The organism is Actinoplanes sp. CA-015351, from assembly GCF_050955685.1.
Lineage (GTDB): Bacteria > Actinomycetota > Actinomycetes > Mycobacteriales > Micromonosporaceae > Actinoplanes.
Genome location: NZ_CP192102.1, coordinates 6,653,412 through 6,674,973, shown reverse-complemented (window position 1 = coordinate 6,674,973; position 21,562 = coordinate 6,653,412). Strand labels below are relative to the sequence as shown.

Annotated in this window: 17 protein-coding genes; 5 read left to right on the top strand and 12 right to left on the bottom strand. The window is 68.8% G+C overall.

The genetic code is table 11. The annotated features are described in order from the left end of the window. Window positions 1–149 precede the first annotated feature (149 nt). Window positions 150–2,981, bottom strand: coding sequence for an ATP-binding protein (locus ACQP2E_RS30350; RefSeq protein WP_433826359.1), 2,832 nt, complete (start codon window positions 2,979–2,981; stop codon window positions 150–152). A 177-nt stretch (window positions 2,982–3,158) separates the two neighbouring features. On the opposite strand from ACQP2E_RS30350, the gene ACQP2E_RS30345 reads away from it, so the two are divergent. From ACQP2E_RS30345 to ACQP2E_RS30335, 3 genes are all read left to right on the top strand, one after another. Beyond that, complete coding sequence (locus ACQP2E_RS30345; RefSeq protein ID WP_433826358.1) at window positions 3,159–3,767, top strand: adenylate/guanylate cyclase domain-containing protein; 609 nt, start codon at window positions 3,159–3,161, stop codon at window positions 3,765–3,767. A gap of 116 nt (window positions 3,768–3,883) precedes the next feature. Further along, window positions 3,884–5,941, top strand: a complete 2,058-nt coding sequence (locus ACQP2E_RS30340; protein WP_433826357.1) for a DNA gyrase/topoisomerase IV subunit B — start codon at window positions 3,884–3,886, stop codon at window positions 5,939–5,941. A gap of 10 nt (window positions 5,942–5,951) precedes the next feature. Then, window positions 5,952–8,471 carry a DNA gyrase/topoisomerase IV subunit A gene (locus ACQP2E_RS30335; protein WP_433826356.1) on the top strand — a complete coding sequence of 840 codons (2,520 nt, stop codon included), beginning with the start codon at window positions 5,952–5,954 and terminating at the stop codon, window positions 8,469–8,471. A 264-nt stretch (window positions 8,472–8,735) separates the two neighbouring features. Here the strand turns inward: ACQP2E_RS30335 and ACQP2E_RS30330 are convergent, their stop codons facing one another. The 11 genes from ACQP2E_RS30330 to ACQP2E_RS30280 form a co-directional block, all read right to left on the bottom strand. Continuing rightward, window positions 8,736–9,710 (bottom strand): aldo/keto reductase, encoded by a 975-nt coding sequence (locus tag ACQP2E_RS30330; RefSeq protein WP_433826355.1) that lies wholly within the window; start codon window positions 9,708–9,710, stop codon window positions 8,736–8,738. A gap of 100 nt (window positions 9,711–9,810) precedes the next feature. Continuing rightward, window positions 9,811–10,017, bottom strand: coding sequence for a hypothetical protein (locus tag ACQP2E_RS30325; RefSeq protein WP_433826354.1), 207 nt, complete (start codon window positions 10,015–10,017; stop codon window positions 9,811–9,813). A 45-nt stretch (window positions 10,018–10,062) separates the two neighbouring features. After that, window positions 10,063–10,890 carry a class I SAM-dependent methyltransferase gene (locus tag ACQP2E_RS30320; RefSeq protein ID WP_433826353.1) on the bottom strand — a complete coding sequence of 276 codons (828 nt, stop codon included), beginning with the start codon at window positions 10,888–10,890 and terminating at the stop codon, window positions 10,063–10,065. Further along, window positions 10,887–12,203: a GH1 family beta-glucosidase gene (locus ACQP2E_RS30315; RefSeq protein ID WP_433826352.1), complete on the bottom strand. Its 1,317-nt coding sequence runs from the start codon at window positions 12,201–12,203 to the stop codon at window positions 10,887–10,889. The genes ACQP2E_RS30320 and ACQP2E_RS30315 overlap by 4 nt, the downstream gene beginning before the upstream one ends. A gap of 64 nt (window positions 12,204–12,267) precedes the next feature. Further along, the gene (locus tag ACQP2E_RS30310; RefSeq protein WP_433826351.1) at window positions 12,268–13,278 is read right to left on the bottom strand and encodes an ABC transporter ATP-binding protein; all 1,011 of its coding nucleotides are present in this window, start codon (window positions 13,276–13,278) and stop codon (window positions 12,268–12,270) included. Then, a complete protein-coding gene (locus tag ACQP2E_RS30305; protein WP_433826350.1) occupies window positions 13,275–14,324 on the bottom strand; it encodes an ABC transporter permease in 1,050 nt (349 codons plus the stop codon). The genes ACQP2E_RS30310 and ACQP2E_RS30305 overlap by 4 nt, the downstream gene beginning before the upstream one ends. Before the next feature lie 3 nt (window positions 14,325–14,327). Beyond that, window positions 14,328–15,308 carry an ABC transporter permease gene (locus ACQP2E_RS30300; protein WP_433826349.1) on the bottom strand — a complete coding sequence of 327 codons (981 nt, stop codon included), beginning with the start codon at window positions 15,306–15,308 and terminating at the stop codon, window positions 14,328–14,330. Continuing rightward, window positions 15,305–16,351, bottom strand: coding sequence for an ABC transporter ATP-binding protein (locus ACQP2E_RS30295; RefSeq protein WP_433826348.1), 1,047 nt, complete (start codon window positions 16,349–16,351; stop codon window positions 15,305–15,307). Before ACQP2E_RS30295 ends, ACQP2E_RS30300 begins: the two co-directional genes overlap by 4 nt. A gap of 62 nt (window positions 16,352–16,413) precedes the next feature. Then, window positions 16,414–18,102: an ABC transporter substrate-binding protein gene (locus ACQP2E_RS30290; protein WP_433826347.1), complete on the bottom strand. Its 1,689-nt coding sequence runs from the start codon at window positions 18,100–18,102 to the stop codon at window positions 16,414–16,416. 147 nt (window positions 18,103–18,249) lie between these two features. Then, the gene (locus ACQP2E_RS30285; protein WP_433826346.1) at window positions 18,250–19,260 is read right to left on the bottom strand and encodes a LacI family DNA-binding transcriptional regulator; all 1,011 of its coding nucleotides are present in this window, start codon (window positions 19,258–19,260) and stop codon (window positions 18,250–18,252) included. A gap of 112 nt (window positions 19,261–19,372) precedes the next feature. Continuing rightward, window positions 19,373–20,248: an NAD-dependent protein deacetylase gene (locus ACQP2E_RS30280; RefSeq protein WP_433826345.1), complete on the bottom strand. Its 876-nt coding sequence runs from the start codon at window positions 20,246–20,248 to the stop codon at window positions 19,373–19,375. A 106-nt stretch (window positions 20,249–20,354) separates the two neighbouring features. Between ACQP2E_RS30280 and ACQP2E_RS30275 the strand changes: the two genes are divergently transcribed. Continuing rightward, window positions 20,355–20,708 (top strand): hypothetical protein, encoded by a 354-nt coding sequence (locus tag ACQP2E_RS30275; RefSeq protein ID WP_433826344.1) that lies wholly within the window; start codon window positions 20,355–20,357, stop codon window positions 20,706–20,708. Window positions 20,709–20,832: 124 nt separating this feature from the next. Continuing rightward, window positions 20,833–21,477, top strand: coding sequence for a hypothetical protein (locus ACQP2E_RS30270; RefSeq protein ID WP_433826343.1), 645 nt, complete (start codon window positions 20,833–20,835; stop codon window positions 21,475–21,477). The last annotated feature ends 85 nt before the right edge of the window (window positions 21,478–21,562 follow it).

The window sequence follows — 21,562 nt, the reverse complement described above, 5'->3', positions numbered from 1 at the left end:
ACAGCGGAGGGCCCCCAGCACCACCCGGCGGTTATGCCGCCGGGTGGTGCTCCCCCGTGACGCCCACCCTTCCACCGGGGCCGAGCCGGCGGATCGGTAGAACGACGTATTCTGCGTACGTATGTCACGCGCGGATAACGAATGCCTGCTCAGGCCGCTGTTAAGTAGACGCGACTCGCCTGCACCCGGGTACGTACCTGCAACTTGTCGAAGATATGTCCTAGGTGGACACCGACGGTACGTTCGCTGATGAAAAGACGTTCGCCGATTTCACGATTGGTGAGACCCTCGGCCACCGCGGCCAGGACCTCGCGCTCCCGGCCGGTCAGCAGGGCCAGCTCGTCGACCGGCTGGTCGGGCAGGGACATCGGCACGGTCGGCATGTCGTCGGCAAGCACCACGCGGAACCGGTGGGCGATCCCGACGATCTCGGCGGCGAACGGGCGGGCGCCCATCGCCGTCGCTGTCGCGTACGCCTGGCGCAGCCCGGTGACCGCTGCCGCGCGACGGACCTTGCGTTGCAGGGAGGCCTCCGCGTGCCGCAGGCGCGCGTAAGCGGCGGGGTACGGCTGCTGCCGCCGATCCCAGATCGCCGCTGCTCGCGCCCACGGTTCCGGGTCGTGGCGGCCTTCGATCCGGCTCAGCTCGGCGGCGCAGAGATCCAGATAGGCGTCGATGATCGCGCGGGCGGCCGGGCCTGCGTTGCCGGCTCCCGAGGCCATCCGGTCGCGGACCATCAGCAGCCGGCGGATCGCGCCCGGATCGACCGGTTTGCCGGCCACGTGCGCCTCGGCCTCGGCGCGCAGGCCGTGCCAGGCCAGGACGCCGAGCAGCACCAGGTCGTCGGAGCGGGTCTCGGTCAGCCCGCGCTGCACCGCGGCCCGGGCGTCGGCGTGCTCACCGAGCCACATCGCCAGGCCGGCCCGCAGCGTCAGCATCGGCAGCACGTGCCGGGCGCCGCCGCCGGCCAGCAGGGTCGCGGCCGAGTCCAGGTCGCGGGCGGCGTCTTCCAGATCGCCGTAACCGACGAGCAGCCGGCAGCGGGCGAGCAGCAGCTCGACCGCCTCGGCGCCGGACGGGCGGTGCCGCATGGCGGCTTCCAGGACAGCGTCCGCCTCGGTCCATTGCCCGATCCGGAAAAGACCGTTCGCCGCGATCGCCAGCAGGCGGCTCTGGTGAGCACGGCCGCCGCCGAGCGTGGAGAGTCGCTGGGCACCGCGGCGGGCCACCAGGACGCCCTCCTCGATGCTGTTCAGCGGGCCGGTCAGCAGCTCCGCGAGGTGCAGGTATGCCACGCCCAGGTCGTCCGGGTGGCCGGAGCGCTCGGCGATCTCGACGGCGTGCCGGATCACCGCGAGCCCGGCGTCCGGGTCCTCCCGGAATGCAGCGCTGAAACCGAGAGCCGCACTGGCCCGGACCAGGTCGGCAGTGGTGCCCTGGACAGCGGCGAGCTCGAGAGCCTCGCGGGCGCGCTCGTGGGCGTCCGCGTACCTGGCCAGCTGGACCAGCAGCTCGGCCAGGAACGCGGCGGCCGAGGCGCGCAGCTGCGGGGTGCAGTCCGGGGATTCCAGGACCAGTTCGTACTCGGTCTCGGCGGTCGCCGTGCGGCCCGCCGCGGCCAGGTAACGGGCCCGGCGCAGGTGCAGCTCGCCCTGACCGGGCGCGTCGGTGCGGCCGGCCAGCTCCTCCAGCCGGGAGAGTGCGAGCAGGTGCTCGCCGCACTGGTGTGCCGACTCCGCGGCGTTGCCGAGCAGCGGCGTGCGGTCCGCGTCCTCCTGACCCACCAGCTGCAGCGCGATGCTCCAGTAACGATGCGCCTCGGCGAAGCCGTACATCGCCTCCGCGGAGTGCGCGGCGGCCACCACCGGAGGCAAGGCCCGCGAGGGTACGCCCGCACGCTGCCAGTGGTGAGCCAGGCGTGCGTGGTCCGGCTCCCCGGGTTCGGACTCCAGCGACTCGGCGTAACGCCGGTGCAGCGCGGCGGACTCGGCGGGCAGCACCTCCTGCTCCAGCACCTCGGCGACCAGCCGGTGACGCAGCCGGTAACCGTCGCCGTCGCTCGACACGAACCGGTGTGCCACGGCGACCCGGATCGCTTCGAGCAGCTGGTCCTCGGGCAGTTTCACGACCCGGGCCAGCACCGCGTGGTCGACCGGCTCCACACCGGCCGCCATCGCGTGCACGACCTGGTGTGCGTTCGGCGGGAGTTCGTCCACCCTGGTCAGGAAGATCTCGCGGAGCGTGTCGGAGAGCTCGACCTGGCCGTCGCGCAGGTCACGAGCGAGTTCCTCGGCCACGAACGGGTTGCCGCCACTGCGCTTGTAGACCCGGTCGGCGTCCTCGATCGCGACGTTGCCGCCGACGATCGCGGTCACCAGCTCGCGGGTCTGGTCCTGGTTGAGCGGGGCCAGGTCGACGACCCGGACCGAACGCAGGCGGCGCAGCTCGGCCAGGACCCGGCGCAACGGGTGGGTGCCGTGCAGGGCCTCGGCCCGGATCGCGGCGAGCACCGAGATGCGTACGTCACCGAGGCCGGCCAATAGGTAGAGCAACAACTGCCGGGTGCTGCGGTCCGCCCACTGCAGATCGTCGAGCACGAGCAGCAGCGGCTTGTCGCCGGCGATCGCGCGCAGGTCGTGCGACACCCGGTCGAGCAGGGCGCCGGCGTCGTCCACGCCGGCCGCGGCGGTGCTGGTGGCGGGGGTCTTCGTGGTGCTGTCGTGCCGGCGCAGGGCCTGCAGCACCGGGTGCAGGGGCGAGGCGTCGCCGATGTCCAAACAGGTGCCGGACAGCACGGCGAAGCCCGTCTCGCGCAAGGCGTCGGCGGTCTCGCGAAGCAGCCGGCTCTTGCCGACACCACTCTCCCCGGTCACGAAGACCGCGGCTGTTCCACCGGAACCGACGTTGCGCAGGTCGGACTGGATGTCGGTCAGCGTGTCGGTGCGTCCGACAAGCGGCCCGTCGTCCCCCTGGCTGGCCATGACCGGCAGCCTAATGCGAAACGGCGTAGCACGTTGTCGTCGGTTCGGCCTGTTCTGCGTCACAAAAACGACGAGTGACGATGCTGTCAGAGATACGTCGTTCTGCGGATCCGCGTCTTCACCAGGGCTGGCACCGTACTCCCGGTCAACGCAGTGATCTGGGGGAGCGTGAGACGCATGACCACCATCACCATGGCCGGACAGGAGCGGCGCCAGACCGTCACCGTGCTGTTCATCGACATCGTGGGCTTCACCACGCTCGTCGACCGGCTGGACTGTGCGGACGTCCGTGCGCTGCAACGCGACTACTTCTCCACGGTGTCCGCAGTGGTCCGTGAGTGCGGCGGCATCGTCGAGAAGTACGTCGGTGACGCGGTGATGGCGGTGTTCGGCGCCGGGGACGACGGCTTCGGGCCGGACGCCGCCGCCTGCGCCGTACGGGCGGGCCTGTCGGTCCAGGAGTCGTTGAGGGGGCGTCTCCTGGCCGGCAGGTTCCCGGTGCGTACCCGGGTGGGCCTGGCGACCGGCGAAGTGATCGTCGATCCGCTGGCCGCCTTCGACGGCGGTTACGCCATGGTCAGCGGGAGCGTGGTGAGCACGGCGGCGCGGCTGCAGGCGTACGCGCCGCACGACACCGTCGTGGTCTGCGCGGCGACACGAGAGGTGACGGACACGCTGATCGCCTATCAGGAGCTTCCGCCCGTGTCGGTTCCCGGCAAGCCGTACCCTCTTGATTTGTTCCGAGCGCTCCAGCCGCAGACTCTTTCGGTTTACGCCCCGGTTTAGGCTGATTTAGGCCACGGTGTGGTTGAGACCTGGCTCGCCTGGGGCAGAAGTGTCACAGGCGACGGGTAGGCTCGCGCCGTCTTGACCACCCATGGGCCGATCGGGAGTACTGCCTCGTGACCGCACAGCCAGAGACCTTGTACGGGGCTGACGACCTCACGCACCTGGAAGGGCTGGACGCTGTCCGGAAACGCCCAGGTATGTACATCGGTTCCACGGACAGCCGCGGCATCAACCACCTCGCCAACGAGATCATCGACAACTCGACCGACGAGGGCGTCGCCGGCCACGCCACCAAGGTCGCGGTGACCCTTCACTCCGACGGCTCGCTCCAGGTCGACGACGACGGCCGCGGCATCCCCACCGACGTGCATGCCAAGTCCGGCCTCAGCGGCGTCGAGCTGGTGCTCACCCGGCTGCACGCCGGCGGCAAGTTCGGCGGCTCCGGTTACAAGACCTCCGGCGGTCTGCACGGCGTCGGCGCCTCCGCGGTCAACGCCCTGGCCCTGCGCTTCGACGTCACCGTCAAGCGCGAGGGCAAGGTCCACGAGATCTCGTTCCAGCGAGGTGTGCCCGGCGTCTTCGACGGCCCCGGCCCGGACGCCACGTTCACCCGCGAGCCCGGCCTGCGCGTCGCCCGCCGGATGAAACGCGGCGAGCCCTCCGGCACGTCGATCCGCTATTGGTACGACGCCCGCTACTTCGAGACCGGCGCCCGCCTCGACGTCGACGCCGTCCGCGCCAAGCTGCGCAACACCGCGTTCCTGGTCCCCGGCGTGCAATACACGATCTTCGACGCGACCGCCGAGGAACCGGCCACCGAGACGTTCCACTACCCCAACGGGCTCACCGACATGGTCGAGTTCCTCACGCCGTCCAACGAGAAACCGGTCTCCGGCATCCTCATGGTCAACGGCGAGGGGACCTACAAGGAGAACGCCGCGGACGCCAACGGCGTCATGCAGTCGAACGTCGTTCGCCAGGCGCAGATCGAGGTCGCGTTCCGCTGGGGTACGGGTTATGAGCGCACCGTCGAGACGTTCACCAACACGATCCGCAACCTGCACGGCGGCACCCACCGCAAGGGTTTCGAGCGTGCCTTGGTCCGGTCGCTGACCGAGGCCATCCGCAACACGCGTGGCCTGCTCAAGCCCAAGGAGGAGCCACCGGTCCTGGACGACCTGCTGGAGGGCATGACCGCGGTCATCCACGTGCGGGTTCCGGAGCCGCAGTTCACCTCGCAGACCAAGGACGAGCTCTCCACGGCCGGCATCACCCGGGTGATGCAGAGCCTGGTCGAGGCGTACGTCAAGGAGTGGATCGAGAACCGGAAGACGAAGGCCGAAGCGCGTACCGTCCTGCAGAAAGTGGTGGACGCGGCCCGTGTCCGCCTCACCCAGAAACAGCAGAAGGACGCCGCGCGCCGCAAGACCGCCCTGGAGGGCGCGTCGATGCCGGCCAAACTGGTCGACTGCCGGGCCATCGGCATCGACCGCTCCGAGCTGTTCATCGTGGAGGGTGACTCGGCCCTCGGCACCGCCCGGATGGCGCGTTCCTCGGAATACCAGGCGCTGCTGCCGATCCGCGGCAAGATCCTGAACGTGCAGAAGGCCAGCCTCCAGCAGGTCCTGGACAACGTGGAGTGCTCGGCGATCGTCCAGGTGCTCGGCGCCGGCTCGGGCCGCACCTTCGACATCGGCGCGATGCGGTACGGCCGCGTCATGATCATGGCGGACGCGGACGTCGACGGCTCGCACATCCGGACCCTGCTGATCACGCTCTTCGCGAAGTACATGCGGCCGGTCATCGAGCACGGCCGGCTCTTCGCCGCGATGCCGCCGCTGCACAAAGTGGTCACCAAGGGCCGCAACGGCGAGACGCTCTACACCTACACCCAGCAGGAGATGGAAAGCACGGTCTCCAAGATCGAGCGCGCCGGCCGCCAGGTGCAGAAACCGGTGCCCCGGTTCAAGGGCCTCGGCGAGATGGACGCCGACGAGCTCTGGGACACCACGATGAACCCGGCGGCCCGCACCGTCCGGCGGATCACCATCGAGGACGCCGAACGCGCCGAGGCCACCCTCGAACTGCTCATGGGTGAGCGTGTCGAACCCCGCAAGAACTGGTTGATCGAGGCCGCCGGCCGGATCGACCAGGAGACGATCGACGCCTGAGAGGTTTTTGATGGCACGCCGCAAGTCCGAGAACCGCGTCGACCTGTCCGCTTTCGATCAGGCAGGCGCCCGGGTCATCGACAACCCGCTGACCACCGAGGTCGAGGACTCCTACCTGGAGTACGCGTACTCGGTCATCCACTCCCGGGCACTGCCCGACGCCCGGGACGGCCTCAAGCCGGTGCACCGGCGGATCCTCTGGTCGATGTCCGAGCAGAACCACCGGCCCGACCGGCCGTACGTGAAGTCCGCCCGGGTGGTCGGCGACGTCATGGGTAAATACCACCCGCACGGTGACGTGGCGATCTACGACGCCCTGGTGCGGCTCGCCCAGGACTTCTCGCTCAACACGCCGCTCATCGACGGCCACGGCAACTTCGGCTCACCCGACGACGGCCCGGCCGCCGCCCGGTACACCGAGGCGCGCATGTCGCCCGAGGCGATGCTGCTGGTCGGCGAGCTGGGCGAGGGCACCGTCGACTTCAAGCCCACCTACGACGGCTCCGAGCAGGAGCCCAAGGTGCTGCCGGCGGCCTTCCCCAACCTCCTGGTGAACGGCACGTCCGGGATCGCGGTCGGGATGGCGACCAACATGATCCCGCACAACCTCGGCGAGGTCGTGGCCGCCGCCCGGCACCTGATCACCAACCCGGACGCCGATCTCGACGAGCTGATGCGTTTCGTGCCCGGCCCCGACCTGCCCACCGGCGGTCAGCTGCTCGGGCTCGACGAGGTGCGGCGGGCGTACGAGACCGGCCGTGGCGTGGTGCGGATGCGTGCTCGCGCGCAGACCGGCCTGCTGGAGGGCGGCCGCGGCCGTCAGGCGATCACGGTGACCGAGCTGCCCTACGGCATCGGCACCGAGAAGATCATCGAAGCCATCACCGACGAGGTGAAAGGCAAGCTGATCACCTCGGGCCCCCGCCGCGGCCAGCGCCAGGCGGCCCGGCTGGTCGGCATCTCCGACGTGAAGGACCTGACCGACCGCGAGCACGGCACCCGGCTCGTCATCGAGTGCAAGATCGGCGTCAACCCGCAGGCGCTGCTCGCCGACCTCTACCGGCTGACCCCGCTGGAGACCTCGTTCGGCATCAACAACCTGGTGCTGGTGGACGGCCAGCCGCGGACGCTCGGTCTCAAGGCGCTGCTGGAGGTGTTCGTCCAGCACCGCTACGAGGTGGTGACGCGGCGGACGTTGTTCCGGCGTACCAAGCGCGAGGACCGTCTGCACCTGGTCGACGGCCTGCTCATCGCCCTGATCGACATCGACCGGGTGGTCGCGTTGATCCGGTCCAGCGACGACGCGACGGCCGCCAAGGCCGGCCTGATGAGCGAGTTCGGGCTCTCCGAGATCCAGGCGACGTACATCCTGGACACCCCGCTGCGCCGGCTCACCCGGTTCGACCGGATCGAGCTGGAGACCGAGCAGGAACGCCTGCGCAGCGAGATCGCCGAACTCTCCCGGATCCTCGACAACGAGGACGTGCTCAAGCAGCTGGTCTCCGACGAGCTCGCCGAGGTCGCCTCCGAGTTCGGCCGGCCCCGGCACACCACGCTCATCGACGGCGACCTGAAAGAGGTCCTCGCCGCCTCGGTCCCGGCCGGCCCGCTCGAGGTCGCCGACGACCCCTGCCAGGTGATCCTCTCCGCGACCGGGCTGATCGCCCGGACCGCCGCGGAAAGCGAGGAGAGCACCGAGGCACGCAAGCGCAGCGGCCGGGTCAAGCACGACGCGGTCCGCGCTGTCATCCACTCCACCGCCCGCGGCCGGATCCTGCTGGTCACCAACCGTGGCCGGGCGTTCAAGACCGACGTGCTGACCCTGCCGGTCCTCCCTGAGCAGTCCGGCACCGTCTCGATCCGCGGCGGCATGTCCGCCTCCGAGCTGGTGCCGCTCGACAAGGGCGAGAAAGTCGTCGGCATGGCCCCGCTCACCCCCGGCGACTCGCCGGGCCTCGCCATGGGTACGAAACTCGGCATCGTGAAGGTGTGCGCACCGGAGTGGCCGGTCCGCTCCGACGAGTTCGAGGTCATCACGCTGAAAGAGGGCGACGAACTCCTGCAGGCGACCTGGCTCACCGACGGCGCCGAAGCCCTGGTCTTCGTCACCTCCGACGCGTCGCTGCTCCGCTTCCCGGCCAAACTGGTACGCCCGCAGGGCCTCAAGGGCGGCGGCATGGCCGGCATCAGCCTCGGGGCCGAGTCCGAGGTGCTGTCCTTCAACGCGGTGTCCACGTCGGACCCCCAGCACGGCGAACCGATGGTTGTCACCTCGACCGGCACCCAGGTGAAGGTCTCACCCTTCGCGTCCTACCCCGCCAAGGGCCGGGCGACCGGCGGTGTGCGGGTGCAGCGATTCCTCAAGGGCGAGACGCAGCTGGCCGTGGCGTGGGTCGGCCCGCGCCCGGTCGGAGCGTCAGCCACGGGCGACCCGGTGGAGCTGCCCGAGGCAGACGCGCGCCGGGACGGCTCAGGGACGGCAGTAATCATGGGCCCACAGCTGATCGGTCATTTGATCGAACGCGACTGACCTGCCCTTCGCGGCCGCCGGGTGGGTGCACCCGGCGGCCACAGCACCGCCATCCCCGCCCACACAGCCTCGCCTGGCGTTGGCACCCTCTCGGCCCGGCGTGCGATCCCGCTCCGCGGCCTTGCTTCGCCACACCGCACCCGCCGGCCGTAGCTCATGGAGGTCATTCACGCTGATGACCTACGTGGGCTACGGCTCGGCTACCCAAGTCCGCACAAGCGGACATGACATGCGCTGGACTCGGCTGGCCACAGCGTGCCGCCGTCAGAAAGAGCGTTGACCCGCGAGCGCCTGGATCGCCGCCAGCTCGGACGCCGTCAGCCGCTCCCGGGACTCCGCCGCGACGCACTCCGCCAACTCGGCACGGTTCTTGACGCCGAGCACCACGCTGGAGACCCCCGGCACGCTCAGCGCATAACGATGCGCGAGCACAGCAGCCGACGACCCCCACTCCGCCGCGAGCTTGCGGAACCCCGCCGCCCGGGTGAAATCCACAGCGGCCGGGTGGTCAGCCGGAAGCTCTCGATCCAGCGAGTCAGCGAGCGAACCCGCCGCCACCACCCGAATGCCCAGCACCGGCACGCCCTGCGAAACCGCCGTGGAGACCAGCGCCTCATTTGCTGGCGCTACATCCGGATAAATCCACATGTCGCCGTTCAGGTCGAGCGCGTTCACGATCACCTGGGCGGCATCCGGCTGCGGCGCCGACGTCAGCGCCTCCAGCACCGACGCAGGATGCCCGACCGCCGTGATACCCCATCCCCGGATCACCCCTTCGTCCCGGAGACGAGAAAAGACCGGCACCACGGCATCCTGATAAGACGAGAAGTGGATCGTCCCAGCAGCCGTGGCCGACCCGTCCCGGGGCAGCAACTGGGTGTGCAGCAGCAGAAGATCGAGATGCGAGCGCCCCAACCGCGAGAGGCTCCCCTGAACACTGCGTCGGATCAGCCCGTCGAAGTCGCCACCCGGCGGCACATCGTGGACCTGCACCTTCGTGGTGACCAGGACATCAGGCGCCGGCCGCGCCCGCAGCGCCGCACCCACCACCCGCTCCGCCTCGAAGTCGTCGCCATAACTCGGCGCCACGTCCAGCATGGTGATCCCCGCGTCGACAGCGGCGTGCACGGTCGCCACCGCCTCGTCACGGTCGGTGCTTCCCCAGACGCCGCCGAGCCCGCCACCACCGAGGGTGAGAGCGCTGATCTGCCCGAGCCTGCCGAAATCTCTGCGTTCCATGACCCCGACGCTAGAACCTGGAGCGCACTCCAGGTCCAGACCAAAAGAGCGGAAAACGCGGGCTTCTGCCGCGCCTTCCGCTCTCCAAGCGTGGGTACGCCTATTCGCTGGGCGCCGGAACATCAACATCGCAGGTGATCTTAGGGTTGACGCCCATCCAGTTGAGCGGCCCGGCAAGCGTGGTGACGATGACGGTGCCCGCCTCCGCACAGCTCGCGTCGCCGGAGTCCTTGAAGTAGCCACGTTCGAATGCCGCAACGACACCGAGAACGAGCCAGATGACAACTATGACCGCACCGATACGCATCGGGGACCTCCTCAGCCGGGGATGCGCGGCTGATACCCCGCAGCGTCAGTTCCCTAAACGGCGCGCCTGCAACGTGTATGAATGCGGCAACCGTTCCGGCTTCTCGATCAGCTGGTTCTCGCCGCCGCCGATCGGGTGCATCCGGCCGGGGAGCGCGTCCCACGGGACCGACTGATGCTCCTCCAGACCGGTCACCACCAGGCCGGCGTCGAGGACCGCGGTGACGATCTCACCGAGTCCGTGGTTCCACTCGTGGGTCGTGGTGTGCTGGAACTCGCTCTCGGTCGCCACGTACGTGCCGGCTTCGTCGTAGATCTGCGGCTCGGCCTGCTCGAAGTACGGCTCGGAGATGGCGAGCACCCCGTCGGTACGGTAATAGTCGAGCGACCAGAGCACCGGGTGACCTTCCCGGATGAACAACCGTCCGCCCGGGGCGAGCAGCGACGCCACGGTCCGCGCCCAGCGCCGGATGTCGGGCAGCCAGCCGAGCGCGCCGATCCCGGTGTAGACCAGGTCGAACTCGCCGTCGAGCACATCACGGGCGGCGTAGACGTCGCTCTGCACGTACGGAATGGAAGCCTTGGCCCGCTCCGCGATGATCCGGGCCTGCTCCAGCGAGGCGCCGGAGAAGTCGAGGCCGGTCATGGTGGCGCCGAGCCGCGACAGCGAGACCGTGTCGGTGCCGATGTGGCACTGCAGGTGCACGCCGCGCAGCCCGGCGATGTCACCGAGGCGGGGCAGATCGAACCGGACGACCTCGCTGAGGTACGCGGGATCGTTCGCGAAGTCCTCGACGTGATAGTCGGGGGAGGCGGCGTGTGCGGGTGCGCGCTCGTCCCAGTTCGCCCGGTTGACGTCGAGATACTCGGTCATGCGCCGGAGCGTACGCGGTCACGGAACCACAGCGCGCTCCTTTTCGGCGTGCGTACCTGGGTCTCGTAGTCGACGTGCACCAGGCCGAACCGTTTCGCGTACCCCTCGGCCCATTCGAAGTTGTCCATGAGCGACCAGGCGAAGTAACCGCGCACGTCCGCGCCGGCGGCGCGAGCCGCGAAGACCGCGTCGACGTGGGCCGCGATGTACGCGGTCCGTTCGTGATCAGCGACGAATCCGGTCGCGTCGGGGACGTCGTCGTAGACGGCGCCGTTCTCGGTGACCGCGAGCGGGATGCCGTAATCGTCGTGCAGGCGCCGCAGCAGAGTGGTGAACCGGTCCGGCGTGATCGGCCAGTTCAGAGCGGTCCGCGGAACGTCGGGGTAGATCTCCCGGACCACGGGCAGCCCTGCCTCGTCGACCGCGTTGCCGTTCAGGTCGTACCCGGAGAAGTCCTGTCCGAAGTAGAAGTTGACGCCCAGGATGTCGATCGGCGCCGAGATGATCTCCAGGTCGCCGTCCCGGATCGGCAGGGCGAAACCGCGCGCGTCCAGATGGGCGAGCACGTCGTCGGGGTAACTGCCGCGGGCGATCGGGTCCAGGAAGATCCGGGTGCCCATCCCGTCGGCGAGCCGGGCGGCCGCGATGTCCACCGGATCGTCGGAAGCGGGTGTGGCAGTGCCGATGTTGAGGGCCGGTCCTACGATATTTCTTTCATTCCGGATTTGTCCGGCAACCAGCCCATGCCCAAGCAGCAGGTGGTGCGTCGCGTCGAGCGCCGCCCCGAAGTCGCGACGGCCCGGCGCGTGCACCCCGTGCTCATAGCCGAGATAGGCCACGCACCACGGCTCGTTGACGGTTCCCCAGTTGCGGACCCGGTCCTGCAGTCTGGAGAAGACCAGGCCGGAGTACTCGGCGAACCGATACGCCGTGTCCCGGTTCGGCCAGCCGCCGGCGTCCTCCAGTTCCTGCGGCAGGTCCCAGTGGTACAGCGTGAGCCACGGGTCGATCCCGGCGGCGAGCAGCTCGTCCACCAGCCGGTCGTAAAAATCCAGCCCGGCCGGGTTCGCCGGACCGCGGCCGCCGGGCTGCACCCGGGTCCAGGAGACCGAGAAACGGTACGCGTCGACGCCCAGGCTCTTGATCAGCTGAACGTCGTCGGTCATCCGGTGGTAGTGGTCGCACGCCACTTCACCGGTCTCGCCGACCACGTCCCGGGCGAAGGTGTCCCAGATGGACGCCGTGCGCCCGTCCTTGAACGCGGCGCCCTCGATCTGATAGGCCGAGGTGGCCACTCCCCACGTGAATGTCACGATAAATCTCCCAATAAAGAGACAAAGTGAAGGCCGGTCCCGACGGCAGGGGACCGGCCTTCTGTCAGAGACCGACGGGCTGTTCCGTCGGGTGCAACCAACAGGCGACCGAACGTGTCGACCCGTCTGCGGTGTCGGGGCGGCCGAGCACCGGGATGTTCCCGGCACACGGATCGAACGCCTTCGGGCAGCGCGGGTGGAACGAGCAGCCGGTCGGCATGCCCTTCAGGTCCGGCGGCGAGCCCGGGATGCCGGTGAGCTCGCGACGAGGGCCGCGCAGCGCCGGGAACGAGCCGAGCAGCCCCGCCGAGTACGGGTGCAGCGAGTCCCGGTAGATCGCCGACGCCGGCGCCTCCTCGACGATCCGGCCGCCGTACATGATCGCGATCCGGTTCGAGAACTCGACGAGCAGCGACAGGTCGTGGGTGATGAAGATGACCGAGAAGCCGAGCCGTTCGCGCAGCTCGATGAGCTGACCGAGGATCTGCCGCTGCATCACCACGTCGAGCGCGGTGGTCGGCTCGTCCATGATCACGACCTGCGGCTGCAGGATCAGGGCCATGCCGATCATCACGCGCTGCCGCATGCCGCCGGAGAGCTGGTGCGGGTACGCGTCCATCCGGTCCGCCGCGATGCCGACGAGCTTGAGCATCTCCCGGGCCCGGGCGTTGCGGCTGTGCTCGCTCATCTTCGGCTCGTGCGCCCGCAGCACGTCGGTGAGCTGAGTGGAGATCTTGTGAACCGGGTTCAGCGAGTTCATCGCGCCCTGGAACACGATCGCCGTCTCGTTCCACCGGAACCGGCGCAGTTCACTGTCCGAGAGCCCGAGCACGTCGTACGCCGGGCCGTCAGCGGGGTGGTAGATCACCTGGCCGCCGGTGATCACACCGGGCGGCGGGAGCAGACGGGTCAGTCCGTACGCGAGGGTGGACTTGCCGGACCCGCTCTCGCCGGCCAGGCCGAGCACCTCGCCGCGGTGCAGTGTGAGGTTGACGTCGCGGACCGCGCGGACCGCCTGGTCACCCAGGCCGTACCCGACGTTCAGATTGCGAATCTCGAGAACCGGCTCGCTCATTGCGCGACCTCTTTCATGACCGGCGTCACCGAAGCGTGCGTCAGCGGCTCGGGCGAGTTGTTCAGGACCGGGGTGAAGCCGATGCGCATCCGGACCGTCTTGCCGGACGCGGTCTTCAGCTTGGTCTTGCCCATGCTGCGCAGGCGCGGGCTGACGAACTCGTCGATGCCGAAGTTGATCAGGGACAGCGCGGTGCCGAGCAGCGCGATCGCGAGACCGGCCGGCACGAACCACCACCAGGCGTTCTGGGCGAGCGCCTGCTGGCCCTGCGCCCAGAACAGGATGGTTCCCCAGTTCCAGGTGGTGGCCGAGGTGACACCGATGAACGCCAGGGTGATCTCGGAGAGCACCGCGAAGATGACAGTGCCGACGAAACCGGAGGCGATCACCGCGGTCAGGTTCGGCAGCAGTTCGAACCCGATGACCCGCCAGGTCCGCTCGCCGGTCGCCCGGGAGGCCTCGACGAAGTCGCGCCGGCGCAGCGAGAGGGTCTGCGCCCGCAGCACCCGGGCGTTCCAGGACCACGAGGTGAGGCCGATGACGAGAGCGATCAGCCAGTCCTCGGCGCTCTCCAGAGTGGACGTGATGATGATGATCAGCGGCAGGGCCGGGATCACCAGGAAGACGTTGGAGAGCGCGGAGAGAACCTCGTCGGCCTTGCCACCGACGTAACCGGCGGTCACGCCGATCAGCACCGACAGCACGGTCGCCACGATGCCGGCGAAGAAGCCGACGAAGATGACGCTGCGGGTGCCGACGAGCAGCTGGCTGAACACGTCCTGGCCGAGGTGGGTGGTGCCCATCCAGTGATCGGCCGACGGCGGCTGGACCAGCTGGTTGCCACGGGCGCCCGGATCGTACGGCGCCACCCAGGGCCCGATGATCGCGATGAGCAGGTAGATGCCGAGGATGACCAGCCCGACCGCGGCCTTCTTGTTCGAGACGAACCGGAAGCGCTGCCGCTTGGCCTTCTTCGCCGTCGCCGGCTGAGCCATCGAACCCTGGCCGGGGATGACCTGCTCGATGCTGGAGGTGGGGATCGTCAAAGCTCAGCCCTCCTTGCGGGTGCGCGGGTCGAGGAGCAGGTACGCGATGTCCGCCAGCAGGTTCGCGATCAGCACCGAGATCGTGATGATCAGGAAGACGCCCTGCATGAGCGGGTAGTCGGAGGCTCCCAGAGCCTGGAAGAGCTGGAACCCGACGCCCGGGTACGAGAAGACGATCTCCACGAGCAGCGTGCCGCCGACGATGAACCCGAGCGACAGGGCGAACCCGGACACGTTCGGCAGCAGCGCGTTGCGTGCCGCGTAACTCATCGCCACCCGTCGGTCGGTGAGGCCCTTGGCGTGCGCCACGGTGATGTAGTCCTCCGAGGCGACGGTGACCATCATGTTGCGCATGCTGAGGATCCAGCCGCTGACCGAGGAGATCAGGATGGTCAGGGCCGGCAGCAGGCTGTGCTGGATGGCGCTCGGGATGAAGTACTGGTCCCAGGCCGGCACCAGGCCGCTGTCGAATCCGCCGGACGACGGGAAGAAGCTGTCCGGCCCGGTCAGCAGGTAGATCGCGATGATGCCGAGCCAGAAGTACGGCACCGACGACAGGAAGGTGGTGACCGGCAGCAGGCCGTCGGCCCACGAGCCGCGCCGCCAGCCGGCCAGGATGCCAAGTCCGGTGCCGAGGAAGAAGCTGATCACCGTGGTGATGCCGACCAGCAGCAGTGTCCAGGGCAGGCTGCTGGCGAGGATCTCGGAGACCGGCGTCGGGAAGAACGTGAACGACAGGCCCAGGTCGCCACTGAGCAGCTGCTGCCAGTAGTCGATGTATTCCTGCCAGATGTTCGCGTCCTTGTCGAGTCCGAAAAGGACGTACAGCGAGTCGATCGCCTGGCTGCTCAGCTGACCCTGGTACTTGGTGATCAGCGCCTGCACCGGGTCACCCGGGATCATCCGGGGGATGAAGAAGTTCAGCGTGATCGCGGCCCACGCGGTGAAGAGATAGAAGGCCAGACGCTGCAGGAAATACTTCACGACGCCACCTCGGCCTTGTCGTACAGCCAGCAGGCTGCCCAGTGTCCCGGCACGTCACCGATCTCCAGGGGGACCGGCAGGTCGGTCGAGCAGCGCGGCATCGCGACCGGGCACCGCGGATGGAACCGGCATCCGGCAGGCGGATGGATCAGGCTCGGCGGTTCACCGTTGCCACGCTCCTCGCCTACGGCTTCGGAGGTCCCGGCGAGACGATCCGGGTCGGGCGCGCTTTCGATCAAGAGCCTGGTGTACGGGTGAGCAGGCGACTGTGTGACCGTTTCGGAATCGCCGCCCTCGACCATCCGGCCGGCGTACATGACCATTGTCTGGTCGGCGAAGTAGCGGGCCGAGGCGATGTCGTGGGTGATGTAGAGGATGGCCAGGTTCAGCCGCTCCTTCAGATCACGCAGCAGGTTGAGCACGCCGAGCCGGATCGAGACGTCCAGCATGGACACCGGCTCGTCGGCGAGCAGCGCCTCGGGCTGGGCGCCCAGGGCCCGGGCGATCGCCACTCGCTGCCGCTGACCACCGGAGAGTTCGTGCGGGAACTTGTCCAGGTACCGCTCCGGCGGCGTCAGCGAGACCCGCTCCAGGAGCTCGTGCAGCGCGCTCTCGAGATCGTCACCGGCGTTGCCGTGGATCTTCAGAGACCGTTCCAGGTGGTACCTGATGGTGTGCACCGGGTTCAGCGAGGCGAACGGGTCCTGGAAGATCATCTGAACCCGGGCGCAGTACTGGCGGAACGCCGAGCCCGACTTGACCTTCGTCGACACCCCGTGCAGCCGGATGTCGCCGCCGGTACGCGGATAGAGCTGGGCGAGCAGCCGGGCCACAGTGGACTTGCCTGAGCCGGACTCGCCGACCAGGGCAACCACCTGACCACGGCGGAGGGTGAAGTTCACATCGTCGACGGCGTGAACCGCATCGTGCCGGTTGGAGAAGAGGTCGCGCAGTTGCCGGCGGACGGGGAAGTGCTTGGTCAGGCCGATCGCCTCGAGCACCACCTCGTCGGCCGGCGCCTTGGCCTCCGGGATCGACGTCATTCCGGGTGTCCTTTGAACAGGAGGAGCGGGCGCCCCGGCGAACCGGGACGCCCGTCAGGCGATCAGGATTTGGCGGGCTGCAGACGCAGGACCACCTGCAGTGCGGCGGCCTGAGTGGGCTGCGCGGGCGCGTACGAGTCCGCGTCCGAGGGCCAGCCGACCCAGTTCTTGGTGCTGTACGCGGCGCCGACGTTGTCCGAGCCGACCGGCAGCATCGGGGCCTGCTCCACGAAGATCTTCTGGATCGTGGCGAGCGCGGTCTTGCGGGCCGCGTCGTCGGTGGCGTTCGAGTACGCCTTCAGCGCGGCGGTCGCCTCCGGGCTCTGGAACCGGCCGAAGTTGCCCTGCTGAGCGGCGGTGCCGATCGGCTTGTAGAGGTCGCCGTCGAGCACGGTCTGGTAGATGTCGAACGGCGTCGAGCCTCCGTTGGTCCAGCGCATGCTGGCCTCGAAGTCGCCCTTCTGGATGTTCGCGTCCCAGACGTTCTGGTTCGGCTTCTCGACCGTCGCGGCGATGCCGATCTCGGCGAGGTTGCTCTTGATGATCTCGAGCGTGGTCTGGTAGTCCGACCACGGCGCCGGGTCACTGAGCTTGATGGTGACGGCCTTGCCGGACTTGTCCTTCAGCGTCGTGCCCTCCAGCTTGTAGCCGGACTGGGCCAGCAGCGCCTTGGCGCCCTCGACGTCGACCGAGAAGGTCTTGCCCTGGTACTCGTCGGCGATGTACGCGTCGCCGGCGCCCTCGGGCAGACCGGTGACGCTCTTGATCTCCGGGTGGAAGTAGCCGGCCTCGGCCTGAACGAAGATGTCGTTCCGGTTGATGACCATGTTCATGGCGCGGCGCAGGGCCGGGTCGTCGAACGGCTTCTTCGTGGTGTTGATGTAGAGACCGTGGATGCCGAGCACGCCGGGCGCCCAGACCTTGTAGTTCGCCGGGTCCTTGGCCACGAACGTCTGCTCGTAGTTCGGGATGAAGACGAAGCTCCACTCGGCCTGACCGGTCGCCAGGGCCGTGGACTGCGCGTTGTTGTCCGCGTAGGAGGTGTAACGCAGCTCCTTGACCTTGGGTGCGTCACCCCAGTAACCGCTCTCTCGGGCGGTAAGAATCGTCGCCTGCTGGGAGAACGACTTCAAGAGGTACGGGCCACTGCCGACCGGCTCCTTGATGGTGTCGGTGGCCGGGTCGGCGATCTTCTCCCAGATGTGCTTCGGCACGATCGGGATCTGGCCGATCACCTTGTGCTGGGTGGTGAACTGCGAGGTCTTGAACGTGACCTTGACGTTGCTGCCGGTCACCGTGATCACGTCGAACGGGATCGCGAAGATGTTCAGCGCCTCGTTGCTCTTCACCAGGTTCAGCGTGAAGGCGACGTCCTCGGCGGTCAGCTTCTGGCCGTCCGACCAGGTCGCGTTGTCCCGGATCACCAGGTCGACGGTCTTGTAGTCCGGCGACCACTTGATCTCGCTGGCCAGCCACGGGGTCAGCGGGTCGGCCGGCTTGGTGTTGTTCCACTGGCCGAGGGGCTCGTAGATCATCCAGCGGTAACCGAGGGACGCGCCCGCCGAGGTGCCGACGAACGGGTTGTTGTTCTCGGTCACCGTGCCGTTGGGCATACCGATCGAGAGGAAGTCGACCTGGTCACCGTTGCCGGCGTTCTTGGCGTTGTCGTTCGGTGAATCACCGCACGCGGCCAGCCCGCCCGTGGCGAGGACACCCGCCAGGGCGACCGCGAACAGTTTCCTTCTCTGCATCGCAAAACTCCTCAGGATTCAATGCCGGGTGAGAGGGGTGAGAGGGGTGCCCTAAGGCGTGCGGCATCGCTCGGCCGGCATCAGCCGGTCGATAGGTGTCGCGGTGTCCCGGCCGTCATAGCGGCCGGTGGATATGGGGAACGCCGGTTACGAAGCGGGGCCGGTCGAGTTGCGGACGGTGAAGGTGGCCGGGATTATCGTCGGCCGGTTCGGGAGCGGAACTCCCTCGAAGTGGGCCAGCAGCGTGCGTGCCGCCGCCTCGCCCATCTCCCGCAGAGGCTGGTGAACCGTGCTGAGCGACGGCTTCGCGTGCGCCGCCATCGGGATGTCGTCGAAGCCGACCACCGCGACGTCCTCGGGCACGCTGCGGCCGCTGTCCTGGATGGCCTGCATCGCACCGAAAGCGGAAAGGTCGTTGTGGCAGAAGACCGCGTCGAACTCGATCCCGGCCTTGATCGCGTGGTTGACGTTGTCCACCCCGGACCCGAACTTGAAGTCGCCGAGCATGACCCGGTCCTCCGAGATCGGGAACCCGGCGCCGGCGTACGCCGAGACGAAGCCGTCGGTGCGCTGCTGGGTGCAGCCGAAGCGGGACGGCCCGGTGATCACGAGAGGCTTGTGGCGCCCGATCCCGAGCAGGTGGTGTGCGGCGTCGGCGGCGCCGGTGTGGTTCGTCGTGCCGATCGTCGCGATCGTGCCACCGGAGAGCTGGTCGCGGTCGTCGATGAGAACCATCGGCAGACCCCGGGAGTGCAGGGTGGCGATGTAGTCGAGGGTGCCTTCCGGCTCGATCACCAGCAGGCCGTCGAAGGATTTCGCGGCGACCTGAGCGGCGAACTGTCGCATCGAGTCGTCACCGCGGTTGCAGGTGAAGAGCAGCAGACCGTAGTTCTCCGCCTCCAGCACGTCGACCGCGCCCTGCAGCACCTCGCCCATCCAGGGCCAGGTGAGCGAGGGCACCAGCATGCCGACCACCCGGGTGCGGCCGCGGGCCAGGTTGACCGCCCGCGCGCTGGGAACGTAGCCGAGTTCGTCGATCACCGCGCGCACCCGTGCGGCGGTAGTCTCGTCGAGCTCGCCCTTGCCGTTCAGCACCCGGGAGACCGTGGTCTTACTGACCTTGGCCCGGGCCGCCACGTCGGCGATCGTGATCGGCACTGCTCCTCCGCGGATGTATCCAGGTGGTTGCCCGTAGGTTTCGGAACCGGTTTCGGTACCGGTTCCGGCAGTCAACCTCAGTGAGGGCCGTCACGTCAACGTGCCGGGGGATCTATTTGTATTTCGAGACGGTAACTGTGTTTACAAATCGGTGGTTATCGGTTTCCGAGGCAAGATTCGGCAGCACGACACCGAGCGGGGCATCGATGACCATGTTCGCGTACGGCTCGCCGCGAGTCACTCCGCGGTTCACGATCGCGACCCGGACGCCCTCCCGGACCGCGCGCAGGACGAACCGCCGGCCGGACATCACAGTCAGCGAGGAGCCGAGAACCAGCAGCGTACGGGCGCTTTCCACAAGGTCGAAAGCGGTGGCGACCCGGTCCGGGGGCACGGTCTCGCCGAAGTACACGACGTCGGGTTTCAGCACGCCGCCGCAGGACCGGCAGTCCACCACCGTGAACCCGGTCAGCTCCGCGTCGTCCAGCTCCACGTCGCCGTCCGGGTTGATCCCGGTAGCGACCGCCGAGAAGTCCGGGTTCGCCTGGTCCATCCGGGCGGTGAGTTCGGTCCGGGAGGTCAGCTCCCGGCAATCCAGGCAGACGATCCGGGCCAGGTTGCCGTGCAGCTCGACCACGTCGTGCGCGCCGGCGGCCTGGTGCAGACCGTCCACGTTCTGCGTGATCAGCCCGTTGAGCAGGCCGGACGACTGCCAGCGGGCCACCGCCCGGTGCCCGTCGTTGGGCCGTGCGTCGCCGATCGTGCGCCACCCCAGGTGACTGCGCGCCCAGTACCGCCGGCGGGCCAGGGCGTCCGAGGTGAAGGTCTGGTACGTCATCGGGGAGCCGCGCCGGGCCGAGCCGGACGGACCGCGGTAATCCGGGATCCCGGAGTCGGTCGAGAGGCCCGCCCCGCTGAGCACCGCGACGCCGCCCTCGGCGATCCACGCGTCCAGAAGAGCCACCTGCTCCACCACTGACAAGTCCATGGCACCTATCGTCCCTCGTCCGCGTGACCGCGCGTGCCATCCGTACGGGTGGCCGTGACCTCAACAGGCGGTGCGCGTTCACCTGCGCTTTAGTAGGTTGAGTGGTGTGATCGTGACGCAAGAGCAGGAAGGACGTCCGTGGGACGCCCGTCGCCTGCTGCGTTTCCTCACCAGCCTGGCGATGCTCGCGCTCGCCGCCACTCTGCAACTCTCCACCGGCCAGCCACCCGCAGCGGCGCCCGCATCCGCGGTCGTCGTGATCCCGGCCACGCCGGCACCCGTCGCCGCGGCACCTGATGCCGCCACCCCGGTCAGCGCCGCCCCCGAGGCGCCGGCCGAGCAGGCGACGAGCCCGGTGGCCCTTCCCGAGACGGCCGTCACGGCCGTCACGGGTCGCACGGCCACACCGGCCGGCGAGTTCCCGCAGGCCACCGGCCCGCGGGCACCCCCGGCCGGGTGAGACGCGGACGTGCCATCCGGCCGTCCGCTCCCGACGATGCCGGTCGTGTCTTACTTGGGGGTGTTCGATGGATTCCGCATTGCAAAGCTTTCTCAGCGCCGTGCCGCAAGCCGCCGCTATCTGGGTGACGATCCTCCTTCTGCTGGCCATCGCCGTGGTCGGCGCCAAGCTGCCCCGCGCCAAGGCCTTCGTGCAGCCCGAGCCGGACGAGAACCCGTACGCCGCGGAGGTGGAGAGCGCCGCCGCCGAGGCCGCCGAGGCAGCGGTTCGCCGCCGCACCGAGTGGTCGGCCGCACAGGAGGAGGTCGAGGCCACCTGGGCGGCGTACGAGGAGGCTGAGCTGCAGACCCGGCGGATCGCCGCGGCCACGGCGTTCCCGCTGATGAGCCGCCGCCGCAAACCGGGGGACAACATCGACCGGCAGCGGTACCTGCACCGGGCCGCCACCGAGCTGTGCCGGACCCAGGACCTGTCGATCGCCCAGCTCAACGACGTGTTCGCGCACCGGGGCTGGAACCCGCGCCTGCACCCGGTCCAGCAGGAGGCCGTGCTGCACGGCGCGGTCCGGGCGCACCGGCTCGAGGCGTACCGCAAGGCGGTGGCGCGGGAGCAGGCTGCGTGGCGTGGCGCCGAGGCGGCCGCGGAGACGTTGCGTGACCTGCGTGCCGAGGCGGCCTCCGCCCGGCTGCGCGGCCCCGCCTCCGAGTCCGCCGACCAGCAGTGGTGGTCCGAGCAGTGGACCCGGGCGGAACTCCCGGCGGCTGCCTGATGTCCATCCTGGACGCCCGTACCGTTCCCTGACGCTCGTACAGACGGCCCGGGTAACGTGACCTCGGGCGGTCTTGGGGTAAGGA